Consider the following 21,567-nt stretch of genomic DNA (forward strand, 5'->3'; position numbering starts at 1 on the left):
CCTCAATTATTTGGCCTTTTTGCTGCTTTTTCTGGCCGCTTAAGCAGTGGGATTGTAAATCTAGTCACAGAAAGAGCGACGATAATCTGCTCTTCAAAAACCTGATCCAAGTGTGAGGAGACACCGAAATGACAGATTTTTACAGCCTCATCCCTTCGGCACCAAAGGGCCGCTTTGACGGCATCCAGCGTGCGCATACAGCCGAAGACGTGAAAAGGCTGCGCGGTTCGGTGGAGATCAAGTATTCGCTGGCCGAGATGGGTGCAAACCGTCTGTGGAAGCTCATCCACGAGGAAGATTTCGTCAACGCACTTGGCGCGCTTTCCGGCAATCAGGCTATGCAGATGGTTCGCGCCGGATTGAAGGCGATCTACCTTTCCGGTTGGCAGGTTGCAGCGGATGCGAACACGGCTTCAGCCATGTATCCCGACCAGTCGCTTTATCCGGCTAATGCCGCACCTGAACTCGCCAAGCGCATCAACAAGACGTTGCAGCGTGCCGACCAGATTGAAACAGCAGAAGGCAAAGGACTGTCGGTCGATACGTGGTTTGCGCCAATTGTTGCCGATGCGGAAGCAGGCTTCGGTGGACCGCTGAATGCTTTCGAGATCATGAAAGCCTTCATCGAAGCGGGTGCTGCCGGTGTGCATTATGAAGACCAGCTGGCATCTGAAAAGAAGTGCGGCCATCTGGGCGGCAAGGTTCTGATCCCGACGGCAGCCCATATCCGTAACCTTAATGCGGCACGCCTGGCGGCTGACGTTATGGGAACTTCCACGCTGGTTATCGCCCGCACGGATGCGGAAGCCGCCAAACTTCTGACCTCGGATATTGACGAACGCGATCAGCCTTTCGTTGACTATGATGCTGGCCGCACTGCGGAAGGCTTCTATCAGGTGAAGAACGGCATCGAGCCGTGTATCGCCCGTGCGATTGCCTATGCGCCCTATTGCGATCTGATCTGGATGGAAACATCCAAGCCCGATCTCGAGCAGGCTCGTCGCTTTGCGGAAGCCGTGCATAAGGCGCATCCGGGCAAGAAGCTCGCTTATAACTGCTCGCCGTCGTTCAACTGGAAAAAGAACCTCGACGACGCAACGATTGCCAAGTTCCAGCGTGAGCTGGGCGCGATGGGCTACAAGTTCCAGTTCATCACGCTGGCCGGTTTCCACCAGCTCAACTTCGGCATGTTCGAACTGGCACGCGGCTACAAAGATCGTCAGATGGCAGCCTATTCCGAGCTGCAACAAGCGGAATTTGCTGCCGAGGCCAACGGTTACACCGCAACCAAACACCAGCGCGAAGTCGGCACCGGCTATTTCGATGCCGTGTCGCTCGCAATCACCGGCGGCCAGTCTTCGACCACCGCCATGAAGGAATCCACCGAAACAGCACAGTTCCGTCCGGCTGCTGAGTGACGCCCAATTCTTGAGAGGAGAATAACAATGGCTTCGATTGCACGCGTTAAGGAAAGAGCAGAAGAGCAATCAACCTCGATGAGCACCGATCAGCAAAGCGCGATCCGTATGCTTGCCAATGACCTGCACCGCCTCAATCAGTCGGTTATGAATGCAGTCGAGGCCGGTGTTTCCGTTGAGCTGGTTCGCTCCGCTCGACATCATGGTGGCGAAGGCAACTGGGGCGATCTGCTAATACCGGTTATCGTTACCCGAAACCCATGATGACGCTCACGACAATTGCCTTCACCACCATGCTTTTATTTTTGTGTGCCTACGGCAACACGGGAATGGCGAAGGCAACTGGGGGGATCTGCTGATCCCGGTTATCGTTACCCGAAACCCATGATGACGCTCACGACCATTACCTTCGCCGTGACATTATTTACTTCGGCGAAGCTGCGGCGACGGGAAATAACGAGCGTAAATGTCGAATACCTGTCGTTTCATCCAAAGAAAGTCGATTAGACCTTGATATACCAGTTCATCCATGTTGGACTGGCCTGACTGACCTCCCCGGCTGGCTCTGCCAGTCGGGTTCTTTTTTACATGAGCAGGTAATCTTTCGGCTGCGGCAGGTCTGGCAAATTCGTTTCACCCAATGCTTCGCGCAGATTGATCTCGATCGTATCAGCGATCGCGCCAATCGGAAGATCATTAGGCAGCGTGCCAAAGGGTTCTTCCAGCTCATCGCCAAGTGCATCAAGGCCGAAGAAGGTGTAAGCGACCAGCGTGGTCGCAAACGGCGTCCCCCAACCCAGCATATCGGCAAAACCAAAGGGAATGAAAAAGCAGAACAGATAGGCCGTGCGGTGCAACAGCAACGTGTAGCCAAACGGCACCGGCGTAAAGCGCAGACGCTCGCAGGCCGCCTGCACTTCGGAAAGGCTTTTCACCGTTTCATCAAGTGTCTGGAAATCTATCGCATCAATACACCCTGCACCGCGCAGCTCTGCAAGTATCTCACCAATTTTGCGCAGAATGAAATCCGGCCCGTTGCGGCTTGCAGTAAAGGCTGCTTGCTCATCAGAATTAAGCCATTTGTGGGCTTTTGCCTGACCATCATCTGGACGAAGATGCGGCACCATCGACTGCGTGAATGCAATCACATAATGAAGAAGCTTCGCACGCACGCCTTCCGCACCCGGCAGTTGGTCCAGCACCATTGTCTGACGCGCAAAGCTGCGTGCCACATGCACAAGTTTGCCCCAGACTTTGCGCGCTTCCCACCAGCGGTCGTAGCAAGCATTGTTGCGGAAACCCAAGAAGATCGAAAGCGCAATGCCAAGCAGCGCGAAGGCTGTGCCATTGTTGAATGCCGGAACCCAACCCGGAAAGGCGCGATGCGCCCAGACCACAACGAGCGACAGTACGAATACCGCAAAGATTTGTGGCAATATCCGCGTGACAATTGAGCCTTTGAGGATGAAGAATAATTTCCACAAGGGCGGACGCGGACGAACGATCATTTTAGTGCATATCCCAGAATGTTACGGGCTGTGCTTATAGTCTTTGCGCTTCTTCGCCAAGCATCGCAAGTTCTGAACTCGATCAAATCTTGATGCGTTCTTGACAATTGCCATCAATAAGCAGGGCCCATAAAACCGTCGCAGGACGCAATCAGGAGCCACTATGTCCATTCAATCGCTCGTCGACACCGTTGCAAATCGGGTCAATATCGATCAGCCGCTTGCCGAAAAACTGACCGGATCAGTTTTTTCCGTGCTGCAACACAGCACACCGGAAATTGGAGAGAAAGTGTTCGAGCTTTTACCCGATGCGAAGCCGCTGGCGGAAAGCCATGACGTGCTCGCCACGGGAAGCGGCGGTTTTCTCGGTGTTTTTTCAGGTTTGATGGACACAATTGCTGGCGAAAAGATGAGCGCGTTGCTCAAAGCTGCTGCCAATCTCCGCACAAGCGGTCTTTCAAGCGAGCAGATCACCGATGCCGGAAATCAGGTGTTTCTATATATCCGTGAACGAGATCCAAATCTGGTGGACCAACTGATTATTGCAGCTCCATCCATCAAAGAGCATTTCGGGCTTTAAAACGATAGCGCGCCGTCAAAGATATTTCGATGGCGCGCTGTTCAGATTATTTAAGTGTCTTTTCCAGTATCGACCATTGCTCGTCACGCGTCACCGGCCCCATACCCGCATTATGCGCCAGCATATTTCGGTTCAGGCGCACAAATACGACCTTTTCATCGCCTTTCTCAGCCCATCCGACATACCAGCCAAATTGACGACGCCGATCCGGCTTGCCCTTGGGACCTGTTTCAAACGCAGAGCCGGTTTTGCCATGAGCTGTCCAGCCGTTTGAAAGCTTATGGCTGGGCAGAATGGCCATGGTTTTGGTCATTGCAGCTTCCGAGAACGGCAGCTTGTTATTGACCATTTTCATCAGAAAATCCGCCTGCTCATTGGGCGATATTGTCAGCGACGAGGAAATCCATGAGCGCAACATGCCGTTATTCTTGCCCGGATCGCCACCCAGATCACGATTGCCGTAATTGAGCTGGTCTGTGTATTCCTGAAACTTTTCTTTTCCAAGCTTCCGCGTCAGCTCCTGTGAGAACCAGACTACCGACTGGTCTTCCCAATAGGTCGGATCGACAGATTGTTTCCAGGATTCACGCCACGCCGGATAACCCTCCTTGTAAGGCCAGGAGGGGTTGTGGCTATCTTTTAATATGCCGCTTTCAAAACCCATCAGCGCCAATGGCACTTTGAAGGTTGATGCCGGGCTGTTGCGCTTGTCGCAAATCTCGCCCTCTTTGGCGATGACCTCACCGCTGTTCGCATTGAGGATGATCATGCAGGTGAGTTTTTGACCTGCAGCCGAGGCCTGCCCTTGCAGGGCGAGCATCGCAAGCAAGGTGCCGCCTGCCAATCCGAAAGCCGCTTTGATCGTTCTTTGCATAAAGAAAATCTCCAAAAAAATGCATTCGGGAATTTTTCTCTCAAACGTGGCGCCAACATTACGCAAAAGTGGCAATCCACATCTTTGCCCCTGATTGCAACTGAGCTGCTCACATGCTGGCACAGCGGATGTTAACGAAGGGTGCGGGTCGCCCGACAGAACCAACCTCGCCCGCAAAATACGCCACAATATTTAATGTTATTGTTGCTCAAAGGTCATTTGTCATTGTCGAATGTCCCCGCTATCATGCGGACATACGAAATCATTTTTTGGTGTTGGATGTCTGCTGATACGACGGAGAAGAAGGTTACGCGTGCGCCGCGTCGCCGTACGCCTGCTTATGTCAAATCGCTTCGCGGCGTGAAGAACTGGAAGCAAGCCACAGAATGGCTGGCATGGCGAGACATTGAAGACATCGAATGCATCACCCCTGATCAGGCGGGCGTTGCCCGCGGCAAGATGATGCCATCGAAGAAGTTCACATCGAACACTTCGCTGGCGCTTCCATCGGCAGTGTTCATGACCACGATTTCGGGCGATTATCCGGAAGACGGACACGGCTTCCAATATCCGGAAGACGACGGCGATCTGAGGCTCTTACCAGACCTTTCCACCCTGTCGGCCGTGCCGTGGGAATCCGACGCCACAGCGCAGGTTATCTGCGATCTGGTTTATCAGGATGGACGTGCGGTTGAATTCACACCGCGCAACGTGCTGCGTTCTGTCGTTGCCGCCTATAACAAGCGCGGCCTCAAGCCAGTCGTGGCACCGGAAATCGAGTTTTATCTGGTCCGCAAAAACCCCGACCCGGATTACCCGCTCACACCTCCGGTCGGTCGGTCCGGTCGCGCCATTGGCGGCGGTCAGGGCTATTCGATTGCTGGTGTCAACGAGTTCGACGAACTGATCGACGACATCTATCATTTCTCTGAAGGCCAAGGCCTTGAGATCGATACGCTGATCCACGAAGAAGGTGCAGCTCAGCTTGAAATCAACCTGCGCCATGGCGATCCGGTTGAACTGGCTGATCAGGTATTTTTGTTCAAGCGCACGATCCGTGAAGCAGCGCTCAAGCATGATATGTATGCAACCTTCATGGCCAAGCCTATTCAGGGCCAGCCGGGTTCGGCGATGCATATTCATCAGTCGATTGTCGACAAGAAGACCGGACGCAACATTTTCTCCAATGAAGATGGCAGTGAAAGCGAAGCCTTCCGCCATTTCATCGGCGGTATGCAACGCCATGTGCCGAACGCGCTTGTAATGTTCGCACCCTATGTAAACTCTTATCGTCGTCTGACACCGTCCGCGTCGGCTCCTGTCAACGTGAAATGGGGCTACGACAACCGCACGACTGCATTCCGCGTACCGCGGTCTGAGCCGGGTGGTCGACGCGTTGAAAACCGCATTCCATCGTCGGATGCAAATCCCTATCTGGCGCTTGCTGCTTCGCTTGCCTGCGGGCTGATTGGCCTGGTGAACAAGATTGAAGCGGATCAGCCAGCTTCAACCAGCGTCAACACCAAGGAAATCGACCTGCCACGCGGCCTGATCGACGCGGTAGAACTTTTTGAAAACGATCAGGAGTTACGCAATCTGTTCGGTAATTCATTCGTCACCACTTATGCCGCGATCAAGCGTGCCGAATTTGAAACCTTCATGGAAGTCATCAGCCCGTGGGAACGTGAGTTCCTGCTGTTGAATGTTTGAGTTACGGCAGTAGGGCAGTAGGGCAGTAGGGCAGTAGGATACAAACCCGGGGGAACATGACAGTCAATTCGTATCGTGATCTCCTGGTTTGGAACCAAGCCATGGAACTGGTTACTGCAATTTATAAGCTGACCAACAGCTGGCCAAAAGAAGAGATTTATGGACTGACCAGTCAGGTGCGCCGAGCAGCTGTTTCTGTTCCTGCCAATATTGCCGAAGGTTTCGGACGCGAAAATCGCGGTTCATATCAACAGTTTCTTCGTATCGCTCAAGGCTCCCTTAAAGAAATGGAAACACACCTTCTAATTGCCGAAAGACTGAATTTCACACACAAAGAGACGATGAGCTCAATAATGGAAACGAGTGAAAGCGTAGGCAAGCTATTGCGATTGTTGATCCGGAAATTATCCGATCAATAAAGACATATTGCCCTACTGCCTTACTGCCCTATTGCCCTACTCCGGAGTCGTTGATGCCATATCAGTCCCCAATCTCGCCCGGATTCTCGTGGTACGAAGCGAGTGTTCCAGAACGCCCGCAATATGAAGAACTCGACGGCGCCCGTCAGGCGGATGTCGTGGTTATTGGCGGCGGCTATACGGGGCTTTCAGCGGCTTATCATCTGGCAAAGCAGGGAGCCGATGTCGTACTGATCGAAGCTGCACGCTTCGGTGATGGGGCATCGGGCCGCAATGGCGGTCAATTCGGCACAGGGCAGCGTATCTGGGCCGAAGATCTCGAAAAGCAATATGGCTTTGAACGTGCCAAAGCCCTGTTTGACGTTGCGGAAGAAGCCAAGACTTATTTGCTTGGCTTTGCCCGCGAGCACAATATCGACATGGAATATATGCCCGGCCAGATTTCGGCCGTACATAAGCCGCGCTATCTCAAAAACTATCAGGACCATGCGGAACTGATGGCTACGCGTTTCAACTACCCTCACATTCGCTATGTCGAACGCAACGAAATGGCCACGCTTCTCGGTTCAAACCGCTATCACGGCGGGGTCTATGATGCCGGAACAGGGCATATTCACCCGCTGAAATTGCTGGTTGGTCTGGCGAAGACAGCACAAGCTGCCGGTGCGCACCTGTTTGAGAACACCAAAGCCACGAAGATAACGACCGCAAGCGGTCGCGTTGAAGTTCAAACCCCGCGTGGCACGATTTCAGCAAAAAACGCTTTTCTTGCGGTCAATGCGCATGGCGGCGATCTGGAGCCTACCAGCGCTGCCCATGTCATGCCGATCCGTTCGTTCATCGGCGCAACGGTACCCTTGGGCGATAACAGCCCGGTCATTCCCGGCGGGGAGTCGGTTGATGACTCGCGCTTCGTCGTTCGCTATTTCCGCAAATCCAAGGATGGTCGCCTGTTGTTTGGTGGTCGTGAAGCCTATACGGCAGACAATCCGCGCGACATCAGCGAACATATCCGCCGACAGATCGCGGAAATCTATCCCGCACTCGACAAAGTTGAAATCACGCAGGCCTGGGGTGGGTCCGTTGGCATAACCATGCCGCGCCAGCCATTTGTGCGTGAAGTGATGCCCGGTGTCATTTCCGCAGGTGGCTATTCCGGCCATGGTGTCATGCTCGCCAATTACATGGGCAGGCTCTATGCGGAAGCCATTTCCGGCAAGCGCGACAATCTCAAGCTGTTTGAAGAGTTGCGCATTCCGGCGTTTCCGGGTGGCCGCACGTTCCGGGCACCCCTCCTCTTCCTTGCACTGTCATGGTACGCGCTGATGGATCGGATTTAAAAAAAGCGGGCGACACATCAGAGGATGTATCGCCCGCAAGTTTAATTGCCCTGTTACTCTAAGTGACACTTACTCAGGCATTATTACTTCATGAATTACGCATCGTGCTTTCCAAAAATCGAAATTGATTTCTGGGCCGATGGTGTAGCCAATCTCTGATAGGTTTCTTCCACGACATCGCGCATGGGCAGCACGCCGCTCATACATAGAAGAGCGTGCATGTGTTCCCGTGCGCCTTCATAGCCCATGATCGGCGCGAAAGGTGTCATGGTCACACGCGGTTCATCAGCATAGAGCTGCTGATACTCAGCGAAATTCGTGAAGCTCAGATAGTTTTCGTCGCGCATCAGATAGGTTTCAACCGCCACACCCTCTGCAAAAACCACATCGTGGCTGTCGAGCACGATGTTGTAATAATCGATGGCGTCATCTTCTGAAATGCGTGCAATCGAATGCCCATTGACCAGATCTTTTACGCGGATGAGAACGCCGTCGATCAACAAGGCATGGTTTGGCGAAAGATAAAGATCACGCCGCGGAAGTTTACCGCCAAGCGCATGACGCTTGACGCGGATTGGCATGATGCTCTCATTCCACTCCGCGCCAGAGCTTACGAGACACTGCCACCCAATCCATTTAACCGGTAGCGTTTCACCGCGAACCGTTTTGACAAGATCACCTATCGCCAGCTTTTCGACGGGAACAGGCCCCTTTGGCGTATCGATGAGCGTGCCTTTGAGAAGGCAATTGGCGCCCGAACCACCGCCATTCTCCCACCATTTCGTGCCCATGGCACGCGCAGGCAGTGATGAAATTGACGAAGCCAAAGCGCCAAGCGCCGCAGCTTTTGCTGCCATTCCTGCGGCAGCGCCTAAAAAGTGTCGTCGCGCGCGATTGCGAGGCGAGTGCGGGTTATTATCTGATGACATGGATCCCTCCGCTCTTCGAATGCCAGGCATCGGCTAAAATCAACTTGGATTTTTGCAAAGCACGATGCGTCAAATCAAAAATCTGAAGCTTCCAATCCGTGTTACGCGGATGGTCTACTTCTGTTGCTCCGCCCCAAGATTACGAATCTGATCATAGCCGATGACCCAACCGAAAATATTCCAGCAATCCGGGCTAAAGCCTCCACGAATAGGCGTAGGCTCTACCTCAAAGGGGGATTTTTTCGGCGGGATTTGAGCGGTCTGAAAACTAGAAAATGTTGATCGAGATTAAGTGGTGATCTGTTTTACCCGTTCCAGAAATGCCCGAAGTTCGGAACCACTTCGCATATTCGTTCATTAAAGATGTCTGGACCGCTTTTATTGACGATACTTGCATTTGCTGCGGCAAATCTTGGCTTTGCGCAGCTTTGAAACTGCTTGTGCCCGGAATGAGGAGGACTCGATGCAAAATCCGATCGACAATGCGGGCGAAGAAAAAACAGAACTGAAACGGGTGATGGGGCCCGGTCTTCTTTTACTTTTCATCATTGGCGACGTGCTGGGTACAGGCATCTATGCCTTGACCGGTGAAGTTGCGGCAGAAGTCGGTGGCGTGGTGTGGCTACCCTTTCTGATTGCGTTCGTGGTCGCGCTGCTAACTGCGTGTAGCTATCTTGAGCTTGTCACCAAATATCCGCGTGCGGCAGGCGCCGCACTCTATACGCACAAAGCCTTCGGCGTTCACTTCATTACCTTTCTTGTGGCTTTCGCTGTCATGTCTTCGGGCATCACCTCCGCATCCACGGCCTCACGCGCCTTTGCTGCAAACTTCGAGGCATCGCTGGGCCTGGCTTTCGGTGAGTGGGGCATACCGCTCATTGCAGTCGGCTTTATTGCACTGATTGCGGCCGTCAATTTTCGCGGCGTTGGCGAGAGCGTGAAAATGAACGTCGTTCTCACTGTTGTTGAAGTCACAGGCCTGCTCATAATTATCGGCATCGGCCTCTGGGCAATCGCTGGCGGCCAGGGCGATGTATCGCGCGCCTGGACTTTCGAAACGCCTGAAGGCAGCGGCTATTTCTGGCCTGTTATCGCCGCAACCACCCTCGCCTTCTTCGCGATGGTTGGCTTTGAAGACTCCGTCAACATGGCAGAGGAATGCAAAGAACCAAGTCGCCTTTTCCCGAAAGTGCTCCTCACAGGCCTGGCCATTACCGGCATTGTCTATGTGCTCGTTTCCATTTCGGCCATTACGCTGGTTTCCGCCGCCGAACTTGGTGAAGGCGACACCCCGCTTCTCAAGGTCATTCAAGCTGGTGCACCGGGTTTTCCGATTGGTGTCTTTGCGCTGATCACCATGTTTGCCGTTGCCAACTCCGCATTGATCAACATGATGATGGCAAGCCGCCTTATCTATGGGATGGCGCGTGAAGGCGTGGTTCCGGACGTGTTGGGCAAGGTGCACAAGGGTCGCCGCACGCCGCATATCGCGATTATATTCACTTCGCTGCTGGCGGTTGGCCTTATTCTGTTTGCGGGTGGTGTTCCAGCGCTCGGCGGTACAACCGCATTATTGCTTCTCTGTGTGTTCGCGGTGGTCAATGTCGCAGTATTGGTTTTGCGCAATGACCATGTCGATCACAAGCATTTCCGCACACCCACGATTCTGCCGATACTGGGTGCAATCAGCTGCACATTCCTTGCCGGCCCCTGGACCGGACGCGATACGGAACAATATGCAATTGCCGCTGTGCTGCTTGGAATTGGCGTGGTGCTATGGTTTGCGACGGTTCGCTATATGCGCGCCGCCAACCAGCCTGCATAACACCAAAACTCCATGAGTATGACTCATGGAGTTTTGGTTAGTCCGAGTAGCGTTCGAACTTTATCAAGGCTTTATGTGCCAGCATCTTGAGCCGCCTTGGTATAAGACGCAGATCTTAAACCTTAAGCTTTGATCCATTTGCCTGCATCCAGCAAGCAAGTGAATCAAGCGTATCACGCAGGGTTTTGCCTAACGGCGTCACCTCATATTCCACTCTTGGCGGCATTTCCGGATAAACGACGCGGGTAATCAACCCGCGCGTTTCAAACAGCCGGAGCTGCCGCGTCAGTTCTTTCTGGGTGATCGGCGCGACAGCACGCTGCAATTCACCAAAACGGATGGGACCATCCGTAACGATCAGCCGATACAGGATCGGTATCGCCCATTTTCCAGCAATCAGATTGACGAAATCAACCATGGGGCACCGGCTGTCGGTGGACACCTCACTCGATATGTCACCCATGGACGTGATCTCCAGATTGGAAAATTATTCCTTTAGTACCAAATTGGTGCCTACTATACATTGGATACTAATGGACACAATGTCCTTTCTCCCGGAAGCGAAAATGCTTCGGCTGCAGAAAGGTGAATTATGGGTCGTCTCGAAGGAAAATATACGCTTATTACAGGCGGTACGAGCGGTATCGGGCTTGAAACAGCCAGACAGTTCGCCCTTGAAGGGGCGACCGTGGCCATTACAGGCCGCAAGGCGGAAGGTCTGGACTCGGCTGCTCGCGAGCTGCCTGACAGTGTTCTCAAAATCCGAAGTGATTCAGGAGATGTTGCGGCACAGGAGCAGCTTGCAAAGACGCTTGCAGAACAATGGCCGCGCCTTGATGCCCTTTATATAAATGCGGGCGACGTCACTCATAGCCCGCTGCAGGACTTTTCCGAAGAGGCCTATGACCGCCTGATGGCGATCAATCTCAAGGGGCCATTCTTTCTCATCAAAGCGTTGCTACCACTTCTTGCCAATCCCTCATCCGTCATCCTGTGCGGATCGGCCAGCGCACATATCGGCTTACCACAAAGCAGTGTCTATGCTGCCAGCAAGGCGGGGATTCTTTCGCTCGCACGGACACTTTCCGGCGAGCTTGTCGATCGCGGCATTCGTGTAAATGGTCTGAGCCCCGGCCCGACTGAAACACCGGCTTTTGGCAAGCTGGGACTTGCCGCCGATGAAGAAGAAGCTTTGCGTACGGATATACGCAAGCTCGTGCCAATTGGACGGATGGGCAAGCCCGTTGAGCTTGCAAAAGCTGCGGTGTTTCTTGCCTCCGATGAATCGACATTCGTGGTCGGTTCGGAAATTCAGGTCGACGGCGGCGTGAGCAACCTTTGAACGATTGACCGTCGGGGCGCATTCAAGTGATTGACAATGCGTCCCGGCAGGAATAGCAAGGCATCATGATTAAAGCGCTCATCAACACCCGGTCTTATTACGCCCCGCTCATATAGCGGTGGTTTTGCTTTGTCATAGTTCAACCGCTGCATTGCCAGCGGTTTAGTTTGAAGACGGTGCCTCTGGCGATCCAGCCATTCAGAGGTCAGTCTATGTCTTTCGACGAAAATCATCAGCATAAAACAATCGGCATTATCGGCTTTGGTGCATTCGGGCAGCTTATCGCCCGTTACCTCAGCCCATATTACCGGCTGTATGCTTATGATCCTGTCGCCAGACTGGATAATGTTGCAGGCGCGCTCTCTGTAACACTTGCGACAATCGAAGATACAGCCGGTTGCGACATCGTTATTCTGGCAACACCCGTATCAACCCTTGAAGGTGTTGTTGAGGCAATTGCTCCGCATCTGTTGCCCGGCGCACTGGTTATGGATGTCGGATCGGTGAAGGTTGGCCCGGCCAATATCATGCTCAAAGGCCTGCCGGATCATGTCGATATTGTCGCCACGCATCCGTTGTTTGGTCCGCAAAGCGCACGTAACGGGATCGCTGGTCTGAAGATTGCCATTTGTCCGGTTCGCGGCACGCAAGCGCTTCGCATCGGCGCATTCTTGCGCAAGCAACTGGCGCTTGATGTGATTATGACAACGCCCGAAGACCATGATCGCGATGCGGCCATGGTTCAGGGGCTCACGCATCTGATCGCTAAAGTGCTGGTGCAGATGGAGCCATTGCCAACGCGTATGACGACGAAGAGCTTCGATCTCATTATGCAGGCCGTCGGCATGGTGCGCCATGATGCACCAGAGGTTTTCCATGCCATCGAACGCGCAAACGACTTTGCACCGCAAATTCGTCAGCGCTTTTTTGAACTGGCTGCTAATCTGAATGAAGAACTCAGCCGAGTCTCTCAAGCATGACTAGATCGACCGTTATGCGCCCTTTTGGGCGCATAACGGTCGATCTAACACTTTATATTTACGGCATAATTTTGTCTTAAACTGATTCACGTTTAAGGAACTCTGCTGTATGGCGTCCTGTTCCAAAGCAACAATGGAAGTTGAAATCATGAATCGCGATACGCTTTACCTTTTGCAGCCGGGGTTTGAAGACCCGGCCTATCCCGGACAAAAATTCTATTGCGAGCATTGTGCCTTGATGGAAAGGGTTCTGGCTTCCTTTCCCGAACTCGGGAAAGACCTCGACATCAAGCGGGTCGCCTGGCCGCGTCCAAGGCATGAAGTCATTGCTCTTGTGGGGGAAGAAAACCAGTCATTACCTTTGTTCATATTGACGAAAGGTGATCGCTCGGTCCATCAGACCGGCGAGAATGAAGGCAATGCTTTCGTTTCGGACAAGGATGCGATTCTCGCAATTCTTGCCGAGCGGCACGGTTTCCCCAATCCGCATCCATAATCAAAGGTTCACACCATGAGCGGCAAAATACTGATCAGCGCCTGCCTTGCGGGTCATCCGGTCCGTTACAACGGATCGGCAAAGCCGCTTGCACATCCACTTGTCGATAAGTGGCGTGCCGAAGGGCGACTCGTGACAGTTTGCCCCGAATTGATGGCGGGATTCAGCGTGCCGCGCCTCCCTGCAGAAATCGCTGCGGGAGGCGATGGTGAATCCGTTCTTTCCGGAAAAGGCCGCGTCATTGAGGAAACCGGCGGCGATGTAACCGCACAATTTGTCGCCGGTGCTCAGGCCGCGCTTGCTGTGGCACAAGCAAATGATTGCCGCTTTGCTCTGTTAATCGATGGTAGCCCGTCTTGCGGCAGTCGTACGATCTATGATGGCAAATTCATCAGCCAGAAGCATTCTGGTGCGGGTGTCACCGCCACTCTTCTTCGCGGCCATGGCATTGAGGTTTTCGCAGATACGGAAATCGAAGACCTTGGTATTCGTCTGCAAGACTTAACTTAGTCCACCCAAAATCCACTCACGAAAAGCCCGGACTTTGGGCATGTTCTTTCGCGCTTTGGGATAGACCAACCAATAGGCCTGTCCATCATCGCATAAAAGATCAAAGGGCTGGATCAATTGCCCTGATGCCAGTTCAGCCGCATGAAACGCAGGCGTCAGGATACCCACGCCCTGCCCGGCTGCAGCGGCTCGCCCTTCCAGATGCTGCGCGCCATACCGGCTGAATGCGTTGCCCTTGATGTCGGGGTTTTCAATTCCAGCAGCCTTATACCAGATTTTCCACCATGGATCGGTGGGGTCGACGGCGCGAAGACGCAACAGGTCAGCAGGTTCTTTAATACCTCCGACCGATTCAATAAGCTTGGGACTGAGCATTGGTGAAAACTGCGCTTTAATCAGCTCATGCGAGATCATACCGGGCCATTCACCTCGCCCGCTGCGTATGGCCATATCGACATTTGAGGTTGCGAAATCGACCATATCGTTTGATGTATCCAGCCGCACGGCCAGCGCCGGGTGCCGCATCTGGAACGATCCCAACCGCTGCACGAGCCAGTTGGCCGCAAAAGTCACCACAGCGCTGATCGTCAAAACGCCCTGTGTATCTTCGCGTGCAGATGCAAAGGCGGCCCGCATGGTTTCAAAAGCATCATTGATGGCAGGAGCGAGACGCTTGCCCAGTTCGGTCAATTCCACCTGGCGCGGCTTTCGCAGAAACAGCGGTGCGCCGACACGCTCTTCCAGCAATTTTATCTGATAGCTGACGGCAGCCTGAGTCATTCCAAGCTCTTCCGCAGCCCGCGTAAAGCTCGCATGACGGGAAGCAGATTCAAAAACACGAATGGCTGAGAGCGGCGGTAAAGGCGACGTCATAATACATAAGTTCTCCTTATGCATCATAATCGACGTTCAATTGGAAAACAACGCGTTTTTCCGTCATAACTATAGGCACAGTTTAACCGACAGCCCAGCCTCCCACTAGTATGGCGAACCCGAAATTCGTTTCACTTTGAAGCAGTTCTCGGAGCGAATTTCGGGTTCTAAGCCATACGAGTAAAATTTTGAATCTAGTGTGGTTTACGGATTTGAAGTTCCTAAACGTGAATGCAACACAAATGATAGGAACTTCAAATCCACCAAACTAGGCTCTAAGCTCAGAAAAAATCGAGATCGACCATGTGTGATGTTGAGATCAACTCTTCAACGATTGCCGTTGTTTGCCCTGAAAAAATAGCGTCTTCCGGCCTGCGTGCGTGGATTGCACGCTTGTTCAAGCGGAAGCCGAGCCATTACGTCATCAGCGAGAATTCGCCGGAATATCTGCTGCGCGATGTGGGCATCAAAGAGGGACGACCTTCCCGCTTTGACCGTGCAGGACACAAGCTGCCTGAATGGTGAAAGTTATCTGTTTTTACGCATTTCCAGCAAAACCGCTTCGCACTTTTGCTGGAAATGCTTTTAGCCGCTAACCACCGCAAAGCCGCGCGCTTTCAACCCCCGCCGGTCCTCGCGCAGATTATCGATCAAGCGCGACCGGCTTCCTCCAAGATGCAATGCCATCAGAGCTGTGGCTTGCGACGCATCTCCTTCCCGCACTGCGTCAAGAATTGCGCGATGCTGCTGCCACGCACGCGCAAGCGCCTCCGCGTCGCGCACTTCAAGCCAGCGCGCCCGTGACAACCGCTGCATGGCATCGCGAACACCACGGCTCAGAAATTCATTGCCGGAAAGCCGCGCGAGTTCGATGTGAAAATCCATGCCTACACGATGCCATTCCTCGCGTGTGCTTGTGGCATCGCAACTGTTCAGCATTTCGGCAATCGCCTCCACGCCACTGCGATCTTCCAGCGCACAAGTAACGTTGAGGGCGGCTATCTCCAGCGCCTCACGATAAACGCCAATCTGTTCAATCTCCGCAAGATTGATCGGTGAAACGGTCCAGCCGCGCCCTTCCCGCCCCACAAGCCCTTCCGCCTCAAGACGCAAAAGTGCAGCCCGGATTGGCGTGCGCGAAGCATTAAACTGCGCTTCGATCCAGCGTTCGGTCAGCCGCTCGCCCGGCCCCAGTTCAAGCCCGAGGATCATATCGCGTAGCTGTTCTTCGACTTGACGCATCTGTGACATTGGACCCTCAATAATTCTGGCGCGCGACTGATTGACAAGCCGTCAGGACAGGCGCATGTGTGTATTCCGTTTTGGTATCCCAAAATGGCATACAATGCAATCACGCATAAAAACACGGAACACAGCATGAGCACCCAGCACGCCACAAGCGGCGGCAAGGCCACAATCAACGCGGATGCGAAGAACGCGACCGTCGCAGACGAAATTCACGAACGCTACTGGAAGCAGAACCTTCTCATCTGCCTGATCGGTTCGTTCACCACGCTTGTTGCCATGTCGCTGCTTCTGCCGTTCCTGCCGCTTTATGTTGAACAACTGGGCGTCGCCGATCATGCCGCTATCGTGCAGTGGTCAGGCATTGCCTATGGCGCGACCTTTCTCGCAGCCGCAATTGTAGCTCCGTTCTGGGGCAAGCTCGGTGATCTTTATGGCCGCAAGCTGATGCTGATCCGGGCGAGCCTTGGCATGGCTATTGCCATGTCGCTGATGGGCATGGTCACAGATATCTGGCAGCTCGTCGCACTCCGCCTGTTCGTCGGCATTGCAGGTGGCTATTCGTCCGGCTCCATGATCCTCGTCGCGACCCAGACACCAAAGGATAAGACCGGCTGGGCGCTCGGCGCACTTTCTGCTGGCATCATGGCAGGCAATCTGGCTGGCCCTCTGCTGGGTGGCGCGCTTCCACCGCTAATTGGCATCCGCGCAACCTTCTGGCTGGCTGGCAGTGTGATCTTCCTGACCTTCCTTGCAACAACATTTCTGATCCGCGAAGATCGCAAACCGCCCAAGCGAAACAAGGAACAAAAGAAGCAATCGATTTGGGCAGCGGTTCCCGACCGCAGACCTGTCATTGCCATGCTTGCGACCGGCATGTTGCTGATGTTCGCCAATATGTCGATCGAACCGATCATCACCGTCTATGTGATGCAGCTGATGGATGACCAGACCAAGGTCACTCTGATTTCCGGTGTCGTGATGGCTGCGGCAGCGCTCGGCAGCATCCTGTCGGCCTCGCGTCTTGGCCGTCTGGCAGATCGTATCGGCCATACCCGCGTTATCACCGGCGCTTTGGCGATTGCCGCAATCCTGCTGATTCCGCAGGCTTTCGTAACCGAAGCCTGGCAGCTGATCGGTTTACGCTTCCTGATGGGCTTGGCGCTGGGCGGCCTTTTACCCTGCATCAGCAGCGTCATCCGGCACAATGTCCCTGACCGTGTTGCAGGCAGCGTGCTTGGCCTCTCTGTTTCGGCGCAATATGTCGGACAGGTTGCGGGTCCGGTCGCCGGTGGCTTTGTCGGCGGACGCATGGGTATGCCGTGGGTATTTATCGGCACCTGTCTCTTGATGGCGATGGGCGCGCTTTATAACTGGATGGTTTTACGCAGGGCTTCACAGAACTGACGTATGGCGGGAATAGGTACACCCATCAATTGAGTCCTTTTTGAAAGCCTGACATGACATTCCAACCATTCGCGCCCTTCGATGCACTGGCAGAACAGCTTCTGCCGCACGCCCTGGAGGCAAAAGCCGACGGCTCGCATGATCTGTCCCACATTGCGCGCGTATGGAAAAATGCTGCTGCAATTCAAAAGTCGGAAGGCGGCGACGCGGAAATACTCTTCGCCGCCGCCCTGCTCCATGATTGCGTCAGCGTCGAAAAGAATTCGCCGGATCGCCATCGCGCATCAGGACTGGCCGCTGAAAAAGCGTCCAATCTTCTGCGTGAGCTTGGATGGAATGAAGAACGTATTGCTGCCACCGCCCATGTGATCGAGGCACACAGCTTTTCTGCGAATATCGAGACGCGCACGCTTGAGGCAAAGATATTGCAGGATGCGGACCGGCTGGATGCGATTGGTGTGATTGGTGCCGCGCGCTGCTTTTATATTGCAGGGCGCATGGGCAGCGCACTTTACGACAGCAACGATCCGATGGCCGAAAATCGCCCGCTGGATGATAAAATCTATGCGCTGGATCACTTCCGCACCAAGCTTTTCAAACTTGCCTCCGGCTTCAAAACTGAAACCGGAAGCCAGATGGCGGCGGCACGCCATGAAAAACTGGAAGCCATATTCAATGCCTTCCTGAGCGAGGCGGGTTATTAAATCGAATACCCGCCATCGACGCTAAGCGCGGTTCCTGTCACCATCGATGATGCATCCGATGCCAGGAAAAGTGCGGCTTCCACCACATCTTCCGGTTTGGAGAAACGGCCAAGCGGAATGGTGGCTTTCAGACCTTCACGCGCCTTTGGGGTATCTTCCGCCAGGAACAATCCGAGAGCCTCACCCTCGCTTTCGGCGGGGCAGATGCAGTTGACGCGGATATTCTTCTCAGCAAGTTCAAGCGCCATCGCCTTGGTGGCGCTTACAACCCAGCCTTTGGAAGCAGCAAACCATGTGAGGCCCTTGCGTGGACGATTGGCCATCGCCGATGCGGTATTGATGATGACGCCGCTGCCCTGATGTTCCATGATCGGTGCGACAAGCAATGTCGAATAATAAATTGCCTTCATGTTGACCGCATTGATGAGATCGAAATTATGCTCATCTACCTCCGTCAAAGGCATGTTACGATGCGTAAAACCGGCATTGTTGACCATGATGTCGATACGACCGAACTTGTCGAATGCCGCACGCGCCAGCCGCTCCATATCGTCCTTGCGCGAAACATCAGCCTGCACAGACAATGCATTCTCGCCAATATCGGCTAGCTCGTCTTCAAGGCGCTTCACATTGACATCAGCCAGCACGACCTTTGCACCTTCGGCTGCAAATCGGCGCGCTATGGCAGAACCGAAACCCGATCCCGCACCTGTGATGATCGCAACCTTATCCTGCAGCCTCTTCATGTCATTCTCCTTTTGCGGATGAGAGATATGATCCGCCCGTCAAACCATTAAAAACTTTGTTCAGCACAGCTGTGTTCATGCCTGAATATGGCTCTATGTTGAACATGTCATCTATGCATATGCGGTTAACCGGAGTGCAAAGACAGCTGTAATTGGCAACATTCGCGAGAATGTTATATTGGACGGTTGAATTTAAATCGATTAGATTATAGACAAAGGCTGCACGAAAATCGCAATCTGCTATTAGCACAGTGATTTGCGTCAGAAGTGGAAGAGAGCAATATATGACCAGCCAGATAATACCGGTAGAGCCCTTCGATTGTATCGTTTTCGGCGGTTCCGGCGATCTTGCCGAGCGCAAACTGATTCCTGCGCTTTATCAGCGCCAGCGTGCAGGTCAGCTCAGTGAGCCGACGCGCATCATCGGTGCTTCGCGTAGCGCCATGACCGATGAGGAATATCGCAAGTTTGCCCGCGATGCGATCAACGAACATGTCAAAGCTTCTGAAATCGACGCCAAGGAAGTCGAGACTTTCATTGCTCGCCTTACCTATGTTGCAGTCGATGCGAAGTCGGAAGACGGCTGGGCCGCTCTGAAAGATGCCATTGGCAAGAAGCCTGAAAAGATTCGCGCATTCTATCTGGCCGTAAGCCCGACGCTGTTTGGCGATATTGCAAGCCGCCTCAAGTCGCATGGCCTTATCACCCGCGACACGCGCATTATCGTAGAAAAGCCGATTGGCCGCGATCTTGAATCCGCCAATGCGCTGAACGACACCATCGGCAGCGTTTTCCGCGAAGAGCAGATTTTCCGTATCGACCACTATCTGGGCAAGGAAACTGTTCAGAACCTTATGGCTCTGCGCTTTGCCAATGCTCTTTATGAGCCATTGTGGAATTCCGCGCATATCGATCATGTGCAGATCACGGTTGCCGAAGCCGTCGGCCTTGAAGGTCGTGCAGGCTATTACAACACCGCAGGCGCGCTTCGCGATATGGTGCAGAACCATATTCTGCAGCTTCTCTGCCTCGTCGCCATGGAGCCGCCTTCGTCGCTCGAAGCAGATGCCGTGCATGACGAAAAGGTCAAGGTGCTGCGTTCGCTGAAGCCAATCACCACGGCCAATGTCGAAGACGTTACGGTTCGCGGTCAGTACCGCGCCGGTGCATCCGCAGGCGGCCCTGTTAAGGGCTACCTCGAAGATCTCGGCAGCGACGACAGCAACACCGAAACCTTTGTTGCGCTGAAGGCTGAAATCGACAACTGGCGTTGGGCTGGCGTTCCTTTCTATATGCGCACGGGCAAGCGTCTTGCATCGCGCGTTTCGGAAATCGTCGTCACCTTCAAGCCGATCCCGCATTCGATCTTCGGCGAAAATGCTGGCAAGGTCGTCGCCAACCAGCTCGTCATCCGTCTGCAGCCTGATGAAGGTGTGAAGCAGTGGCTGATGATTAAGGATCCAGGTCCGGGCGGAATGCGTCTTCGTCACGTTCCGCTCGACATGAGCTTCGCCGAGTCGTTCAATGAACGTAACCCGGATGCCTATGAACGCCTGATCATGGACGTTGTTCGTGGCAACCAGACCCTGTTCATGCGCCGCGACGAAGTTGAAGCTGCATGGCGCTGGGTTGACCCTATTCTCAAGGGTTGGGATGTGAACAACCAGCAGGTTCAGGGCTACACGTCAGGCACATGGGGTCCGTCGTCTTCGATCGCTCTTATCGAGCGTGACGGACGGACCTGGCACGAAAGCTGATAAAGCAAAGACCCGGAGACGTTGACAGACATTTCCGGATCAGTCTTTGTGCCAAAAAGAAAGAGCGAGCGCGAATACCTGGTAGGGGGTGCTCGCTCTGTCCTGACTTGAAAGGTATGGCATGAGCATCGAACGGCACGATTTTACCAGCGGAACGGAATTGGCACAGTCGCTTTCTGAAGCGATTGCGGACAAGCTGGCTGCCGCTATCGCTGAGCGGGGGCAGGCGACAATCGCTGTTTCCGGCGGCACAACGCCGCTCAAGCTGTTCGACATCCTGTCCCGCAAGATGATCGACTGGACGCTTGTTACAATCACGCTCGTCGATGAGCGTTTTGTTGCACCAACCAGCGAGCGTTCCAACGAAAAGCTGGTGCGCGACCACTTGTTGCGCGATCATGCAGGCGTTGCGAAGTTTGTCGGCCTCTATAATCCGGCAGCGACCGCAGAAACCGCAGCACTTGCAGCAGCAAATCGCATCGATGCATTGCGTCGCCCGTTTGATGTTGTTGTGCTTGGTATGGGCAATGATGGCCACACAGCTTCGTTCTTCCCGAATGCTGACAGGCTTGATCAGGCAATCGATCCCAAGACCAAAGCTGTCGTTCTGCCAATTCATGCGGAAGGCGCAGGCGAAAAGCGTCTGACACTGACTTTGCCGCTGTTGGTGGAAGCGGACATGCTTGTTCTGCATATCGAAGGCGCTGCCAAGCAGGCAACGCTTGAGAAAGCACTTGCCAACGACGACGAAAATGAAATGCCGGTTCGCGCCGTGTTCCGTCACGCGCGCAAGCCGATACAACTCTACTGGACGAGCTAACAGTCCCATCGAACGCAGCAGTTTGCGTTTGGGACTGTGGGTTTTATAATTAGCCACAGGCAAGCCTGGCAATATTTCAGCAGG

Annotated in this window: 23 protein-coding genes; 16 read left to right on the plus strand and 7 right to left on the minus strand. The window is 53.8% G+C overall.

Annotated features, from left to right (window positions below):
- The first annotated feature begins 128 nt into the window (after positions 1-128).
- Positions 129-1,418, plus strand: a complete 1,290-nt coding sequence (gene aceA, locus RT142_RS07505; protein ID WP_112813498.1) for an isocitrate lyase — start codon at positions 129-131, stop codon at positions 1,416-1,418.
- A 27-nt stretch (positions 1,419-1,445) separates the two neighbouring features.
- Positions 1,446-1,682: a hypothetical protein gene (locus RT142_RS07510; protein WP_007879671.1), complete on the plus strand. Its 237-nt coding sequence runs from the start codon at positions 1,446-1,448 to the stop codon at positions 1,680-1,682.
- 320 nt (positions 1,683-2,002) lie between these two features.
- Here RT142_RS07510 and RT142_RS07515 read toward each other — a convergent pair whose 3' ends face one another.
- On the minus strand, positions 2,003-2,926 hold the full coding sequence (locus tag RT142_RS07515; protein WP_313028168.1) for a bestrophin family protein: 924 nt from the start codon (positions 2,924-2,926) through the stop codon (positions 2,003-2,005).
- Positions 2,927-3,089: 163 nt separating this feature from the next.
- Here RT142_RS07515 and RT142_RS07520 point away from each other — a divergent pair, with 163 nt between their 5' ends.
- On the plus strand, positions 3,090-3,506 hold the full coding sequence (locus RT142_RS07520) for a DUF2267 domain-containing protein (protein ID WP_113158195.1): 417 nt from the start codon (positions 3,090-3,092) through the stop codon (positions 3,504-3,506).
- A 46-nt stretch (positions 3,507-3,552) separates the two neighbouring features.
- Here the strand turns inward: RT142_RS07520 and blaOXA are convergent, their stop codons facing one another.
- Positions 3,553-4,380, minus strand: a complete 828-nt coding sequence (gene blaOXA / locus RT142_RS07525; protein ID WP_313028169.1) for an OXA-919 family class D beta-lactamase — start codon at positions 4,378-4,380, stop codon at positions 3,553-3,555.
- 279 nt (positions 4,381-4,659) lie between these two features.
- On the opposite strand from blaOXA, the gene RT142_RS07530 reads away from it, so the two are divergent.
- From RT142_RS07530 to RT142_RS07540, 3 genes are read left to right on the plus strand one after another with little or no spacing between them, the layout of a single operon-like run.
- Positions 4,660-6,090 (plus strand): glutamine synthetase family protein, encoded by a 1,431-nt coding sequence (locus RT142_RS07530; protein ID WP_007879682.1) that lies wholly within the window; start codon positions 4,660-4,662, stop codon positions 6,088-6,090.
- A gap of 56 nt (positions 6,091-6,146) precedes the next feature.
- Entirely contained in the window at positions 6,147-6,509 is a 363-nt protein-coding gene (locus RT142_RS07535) for a four helix bundle protein (protein WP_112806863.1), read from the plus strand.
- A gap of 53 nt (positions 6,510-6,562) precedes the next feature.
- On the plus strand, positions 6,563-7,849 hold the full coding sequence (locus RT142_RS07540; protein ID WP_313028171.1) for an FAD-binding oxidoreductase: 1,287 nt from the start codon (positions 6,563-6,565) through the stop codon (positions 7,847-7,849).
- Positions 7,850-7,944: 95 nt separating this feature from the next.
- Here the strand turns inward: RT142_RS07540 and RT142_RS07545 are convergent, their stop codons facing one another.
- Positions 7,945-8,778 (minus strand): Hint domain-containing protein, encoded by an 834-nt coding sequence (locus tag RT142_RS07545; protein ID WP_039860895.1) that lies wholly within the window; start codon positions 8,776-8,778, stop codon positions 7,945-7,947.
- 463 nt (positions 8,779-9,241) lie between these two features.
- Here RT142_RS07545 and RT142_RS07550 point away from each other — a divergent pair, with 463 nt between their 5' ends.
- A complete protein-coding gene (locus RT142_RS07550) occupies positions 9,242-10,603 on the plus strand; it encodes an APC family permease (RefSeq protein ID WP_064321879.1) in 1,362 nt (453 codons plus the stop codon).
- A 115-nt stretch (positions 10,604-10,718) separates the two neighbouring features.
- On the opposite strand, the gene RT142_RS07555 is transcribed toward RT142_RS07550, so the two are convergent.
- Entirely contained in the window at positions 10,719-11,066 is a 348-nt protein-coding gene (locus RT142_RS07555; protein ID WP_084479850.1) for a winged helix-turn-helix transcriptional regulator, read from the minus strand.
- Positions 11,067-11,195: 129 nt separating this feature from the next.
- Between RT142_RS07555 and RT142_RS07560 the strand changes: the two genes are divergently transcribed.
- The 4 genes from RT142_RS07560 (at position 11,196) to RT142_RS07575 (ending at position 13,931) form a co-directional block, all read left to right on the plus strand.
- Entirely contained in the window at positions 11,196-11,945 is a 750-nt protein-coding gene (locus tag RT142_RS07560; RefSeq protein WP_313028174.1) for an SDR family oxidoreductase, read from the plus strand.
- Between the two features lie 212 nt (positions 11,946-12,157).
- Positions 12,158-12,925: a prephenate dehydrogenase/arogenate dehydrogenase family protein gene (locus RT142_RS07565; protein WP_194779527.1), complete on the plus strand. Its 768-nt coding sequence runs from the start codon at positions 12,158-12,160 to the stop codon at positions 12,923-12,925.
- Positions 12,926-13,073: 148 nt separating this feature from the next.
- Positions 13,074-13,421 carry a DUF3088 domain-containing protein gene (locus RT142_RS07570; RefSeq protein ID WP_313028175.1) on the plus strand — a complete coding sequence of 116 codons (348 nt, stop codon included), beginning with the start codon at positions 13,074-13,076 and terminating at the stop codon, positions 13,419-13,421.
- 15 nt (positions 13,422-13,436) lie between these two features.
- Complete coding sequence (locus RT142_RS07575) at positions 13,437-13,931, plus strand: DUF523 domain-containing protein (RefSeq protein ID WP_313028176.1); 495 nt, start codon at positions 13,437-13,439, stop codon at positions 13,929-13,931.
- Here the strand turns inward: RT142_RS07575 and RT142_RS07580 are convergent.
- A complete protein-coding gene (locus RT142_RS07580; RefSeq protein ID WP_313028178.1) occupies positions 13,923-14,804 on the minus strand; it encodes a LysR substrate-binding domain-containing protein in 882 nt (293 codons plus the stop codon). The two genes, RT142_RS07575 and RT142_RS07580, sit on opposite strands and share 9 nt — an antisense overlap.
- A 303-nt stretch (positions 14,805-15,107) precedes the next feature.
- Here RT142_RS07580 and RT142_RS07585 point away from each other — a divergent pair, with 303 nt between their 5' ends.
- The gene (locus tag RT142_RS07585; RefSeq protein ID WP_313028180.1) at positions 15,108-15,329 is read left to right on the plus strand and encodes a hypothetical protein; all 222 of its coding nucleotides are present in this window, start codon (positions 15,108-15,110) and stop codon (positions 15,327-15,329) included.
- Positions 15,330-15,389: 60 nt separating this feature from the next.
- On the opposite strand, the gene RT142_RS07590 is transcribed toward RT142_RS07585, so the two are convergent.
- Positions 15,390-16,055 (minus strand): GntR family transcriptional regulator, encoded by a 666-nt coding sequence (locus RT142_RS07590; protein WP_312468340.1) that lies wholly within the window; start codon positions 16,053-16,055, stop codon positions 15,390-15,392.
- A gap of 126 nt (positions 16,056-16,181) precedes the next feature.
- Here RT142_RS07590 and RT142_RS07595 point away from each other — a divergent pair, with 126 nt between their 5' ends.
- Both RT142_RS07595 and RT142_RS07600 read left to right on the plus strand, forming a co-directional pair.
- Entirely contained in the window at positions 16,182-17,456 is a 1,275-nt protein-coding gene (locus RT142_RS07595; RefSeq protein WP_064321886.1) for a multidrug efflux MFS transporter, read from the plus strand.
- A gap of 53 nt (positions 17,457-17,509) precedes the next feature.
- Positions 17,510-18,160 carry an HD domain-containing protein gene (locus tag RT142_RS07600; RefSeq protein ID WP_313028183.1) on the plus strand — a complete coding sequence of 217 codons (651 nt, stop codon included), beginning with the start codon at positions 17,510-17,512 and terminating at the stop codon, positions 18,158-18,160.
- Here the strand turns inward: RT142_RS07600 and RT142_RS07605 are convergent.
- Positions 18,157-18,906 (minus strand): glucose 1-dehydrogenase, encoded by a 750-nt coding sequence (locus tag RT142_RS07605; RefSeq protein ID WP_313028184.1) that lies wholly within the window; start codon positions 18,904-18,906, stop codon positions 18,157-18,159. The genes RT142_RS07600 and RT142_RS07605 overlap by 4 nt on opposite strands.
- 284 nt (positions 18,907-19,190) lie before the next feature.
- Between RT142_RS07605 and zwf the strand changes: the two genes are divergently transcribed.
- Together zwf and pgl are read left to right on the plus strand one after the other, a co-directional pair.
- Positions 19,191-20,663: a glucose-6-phosphate dehydrogenase gene (zwf, locus tag RT142_RS07610; protein WP_313028185.1), complete on the plus strand. Its 1,473-nt coding sequence runs from the start codon at positions 19,191-19,193 to the stop codon at positions 20,661-20,663.
- 121 nt (positions 20,664-20,784) lie between these two features.
- Complete coding sequence (gene pgl / locus RT142_RS07615) at positions 20,785-21,483, plus strand: 6-phosphogluconolactonase (protein ID WP_007879706.1); 699 nt, start codon at positions 20,785-20,787, stop codon at positions 21,481-21,483.
- Positions 21,484-21,567: the final 84 nt, after the last annotated feature.

This window comes from Brucella sp., from assembly GCF_032066345.1.
Lineage (GTDB): Bacteria > Pseudomonadota > Alphaproteobacteria > Rhizobiales > Rhizobiaceae > Brucella > Brucella pseudogrignonensis.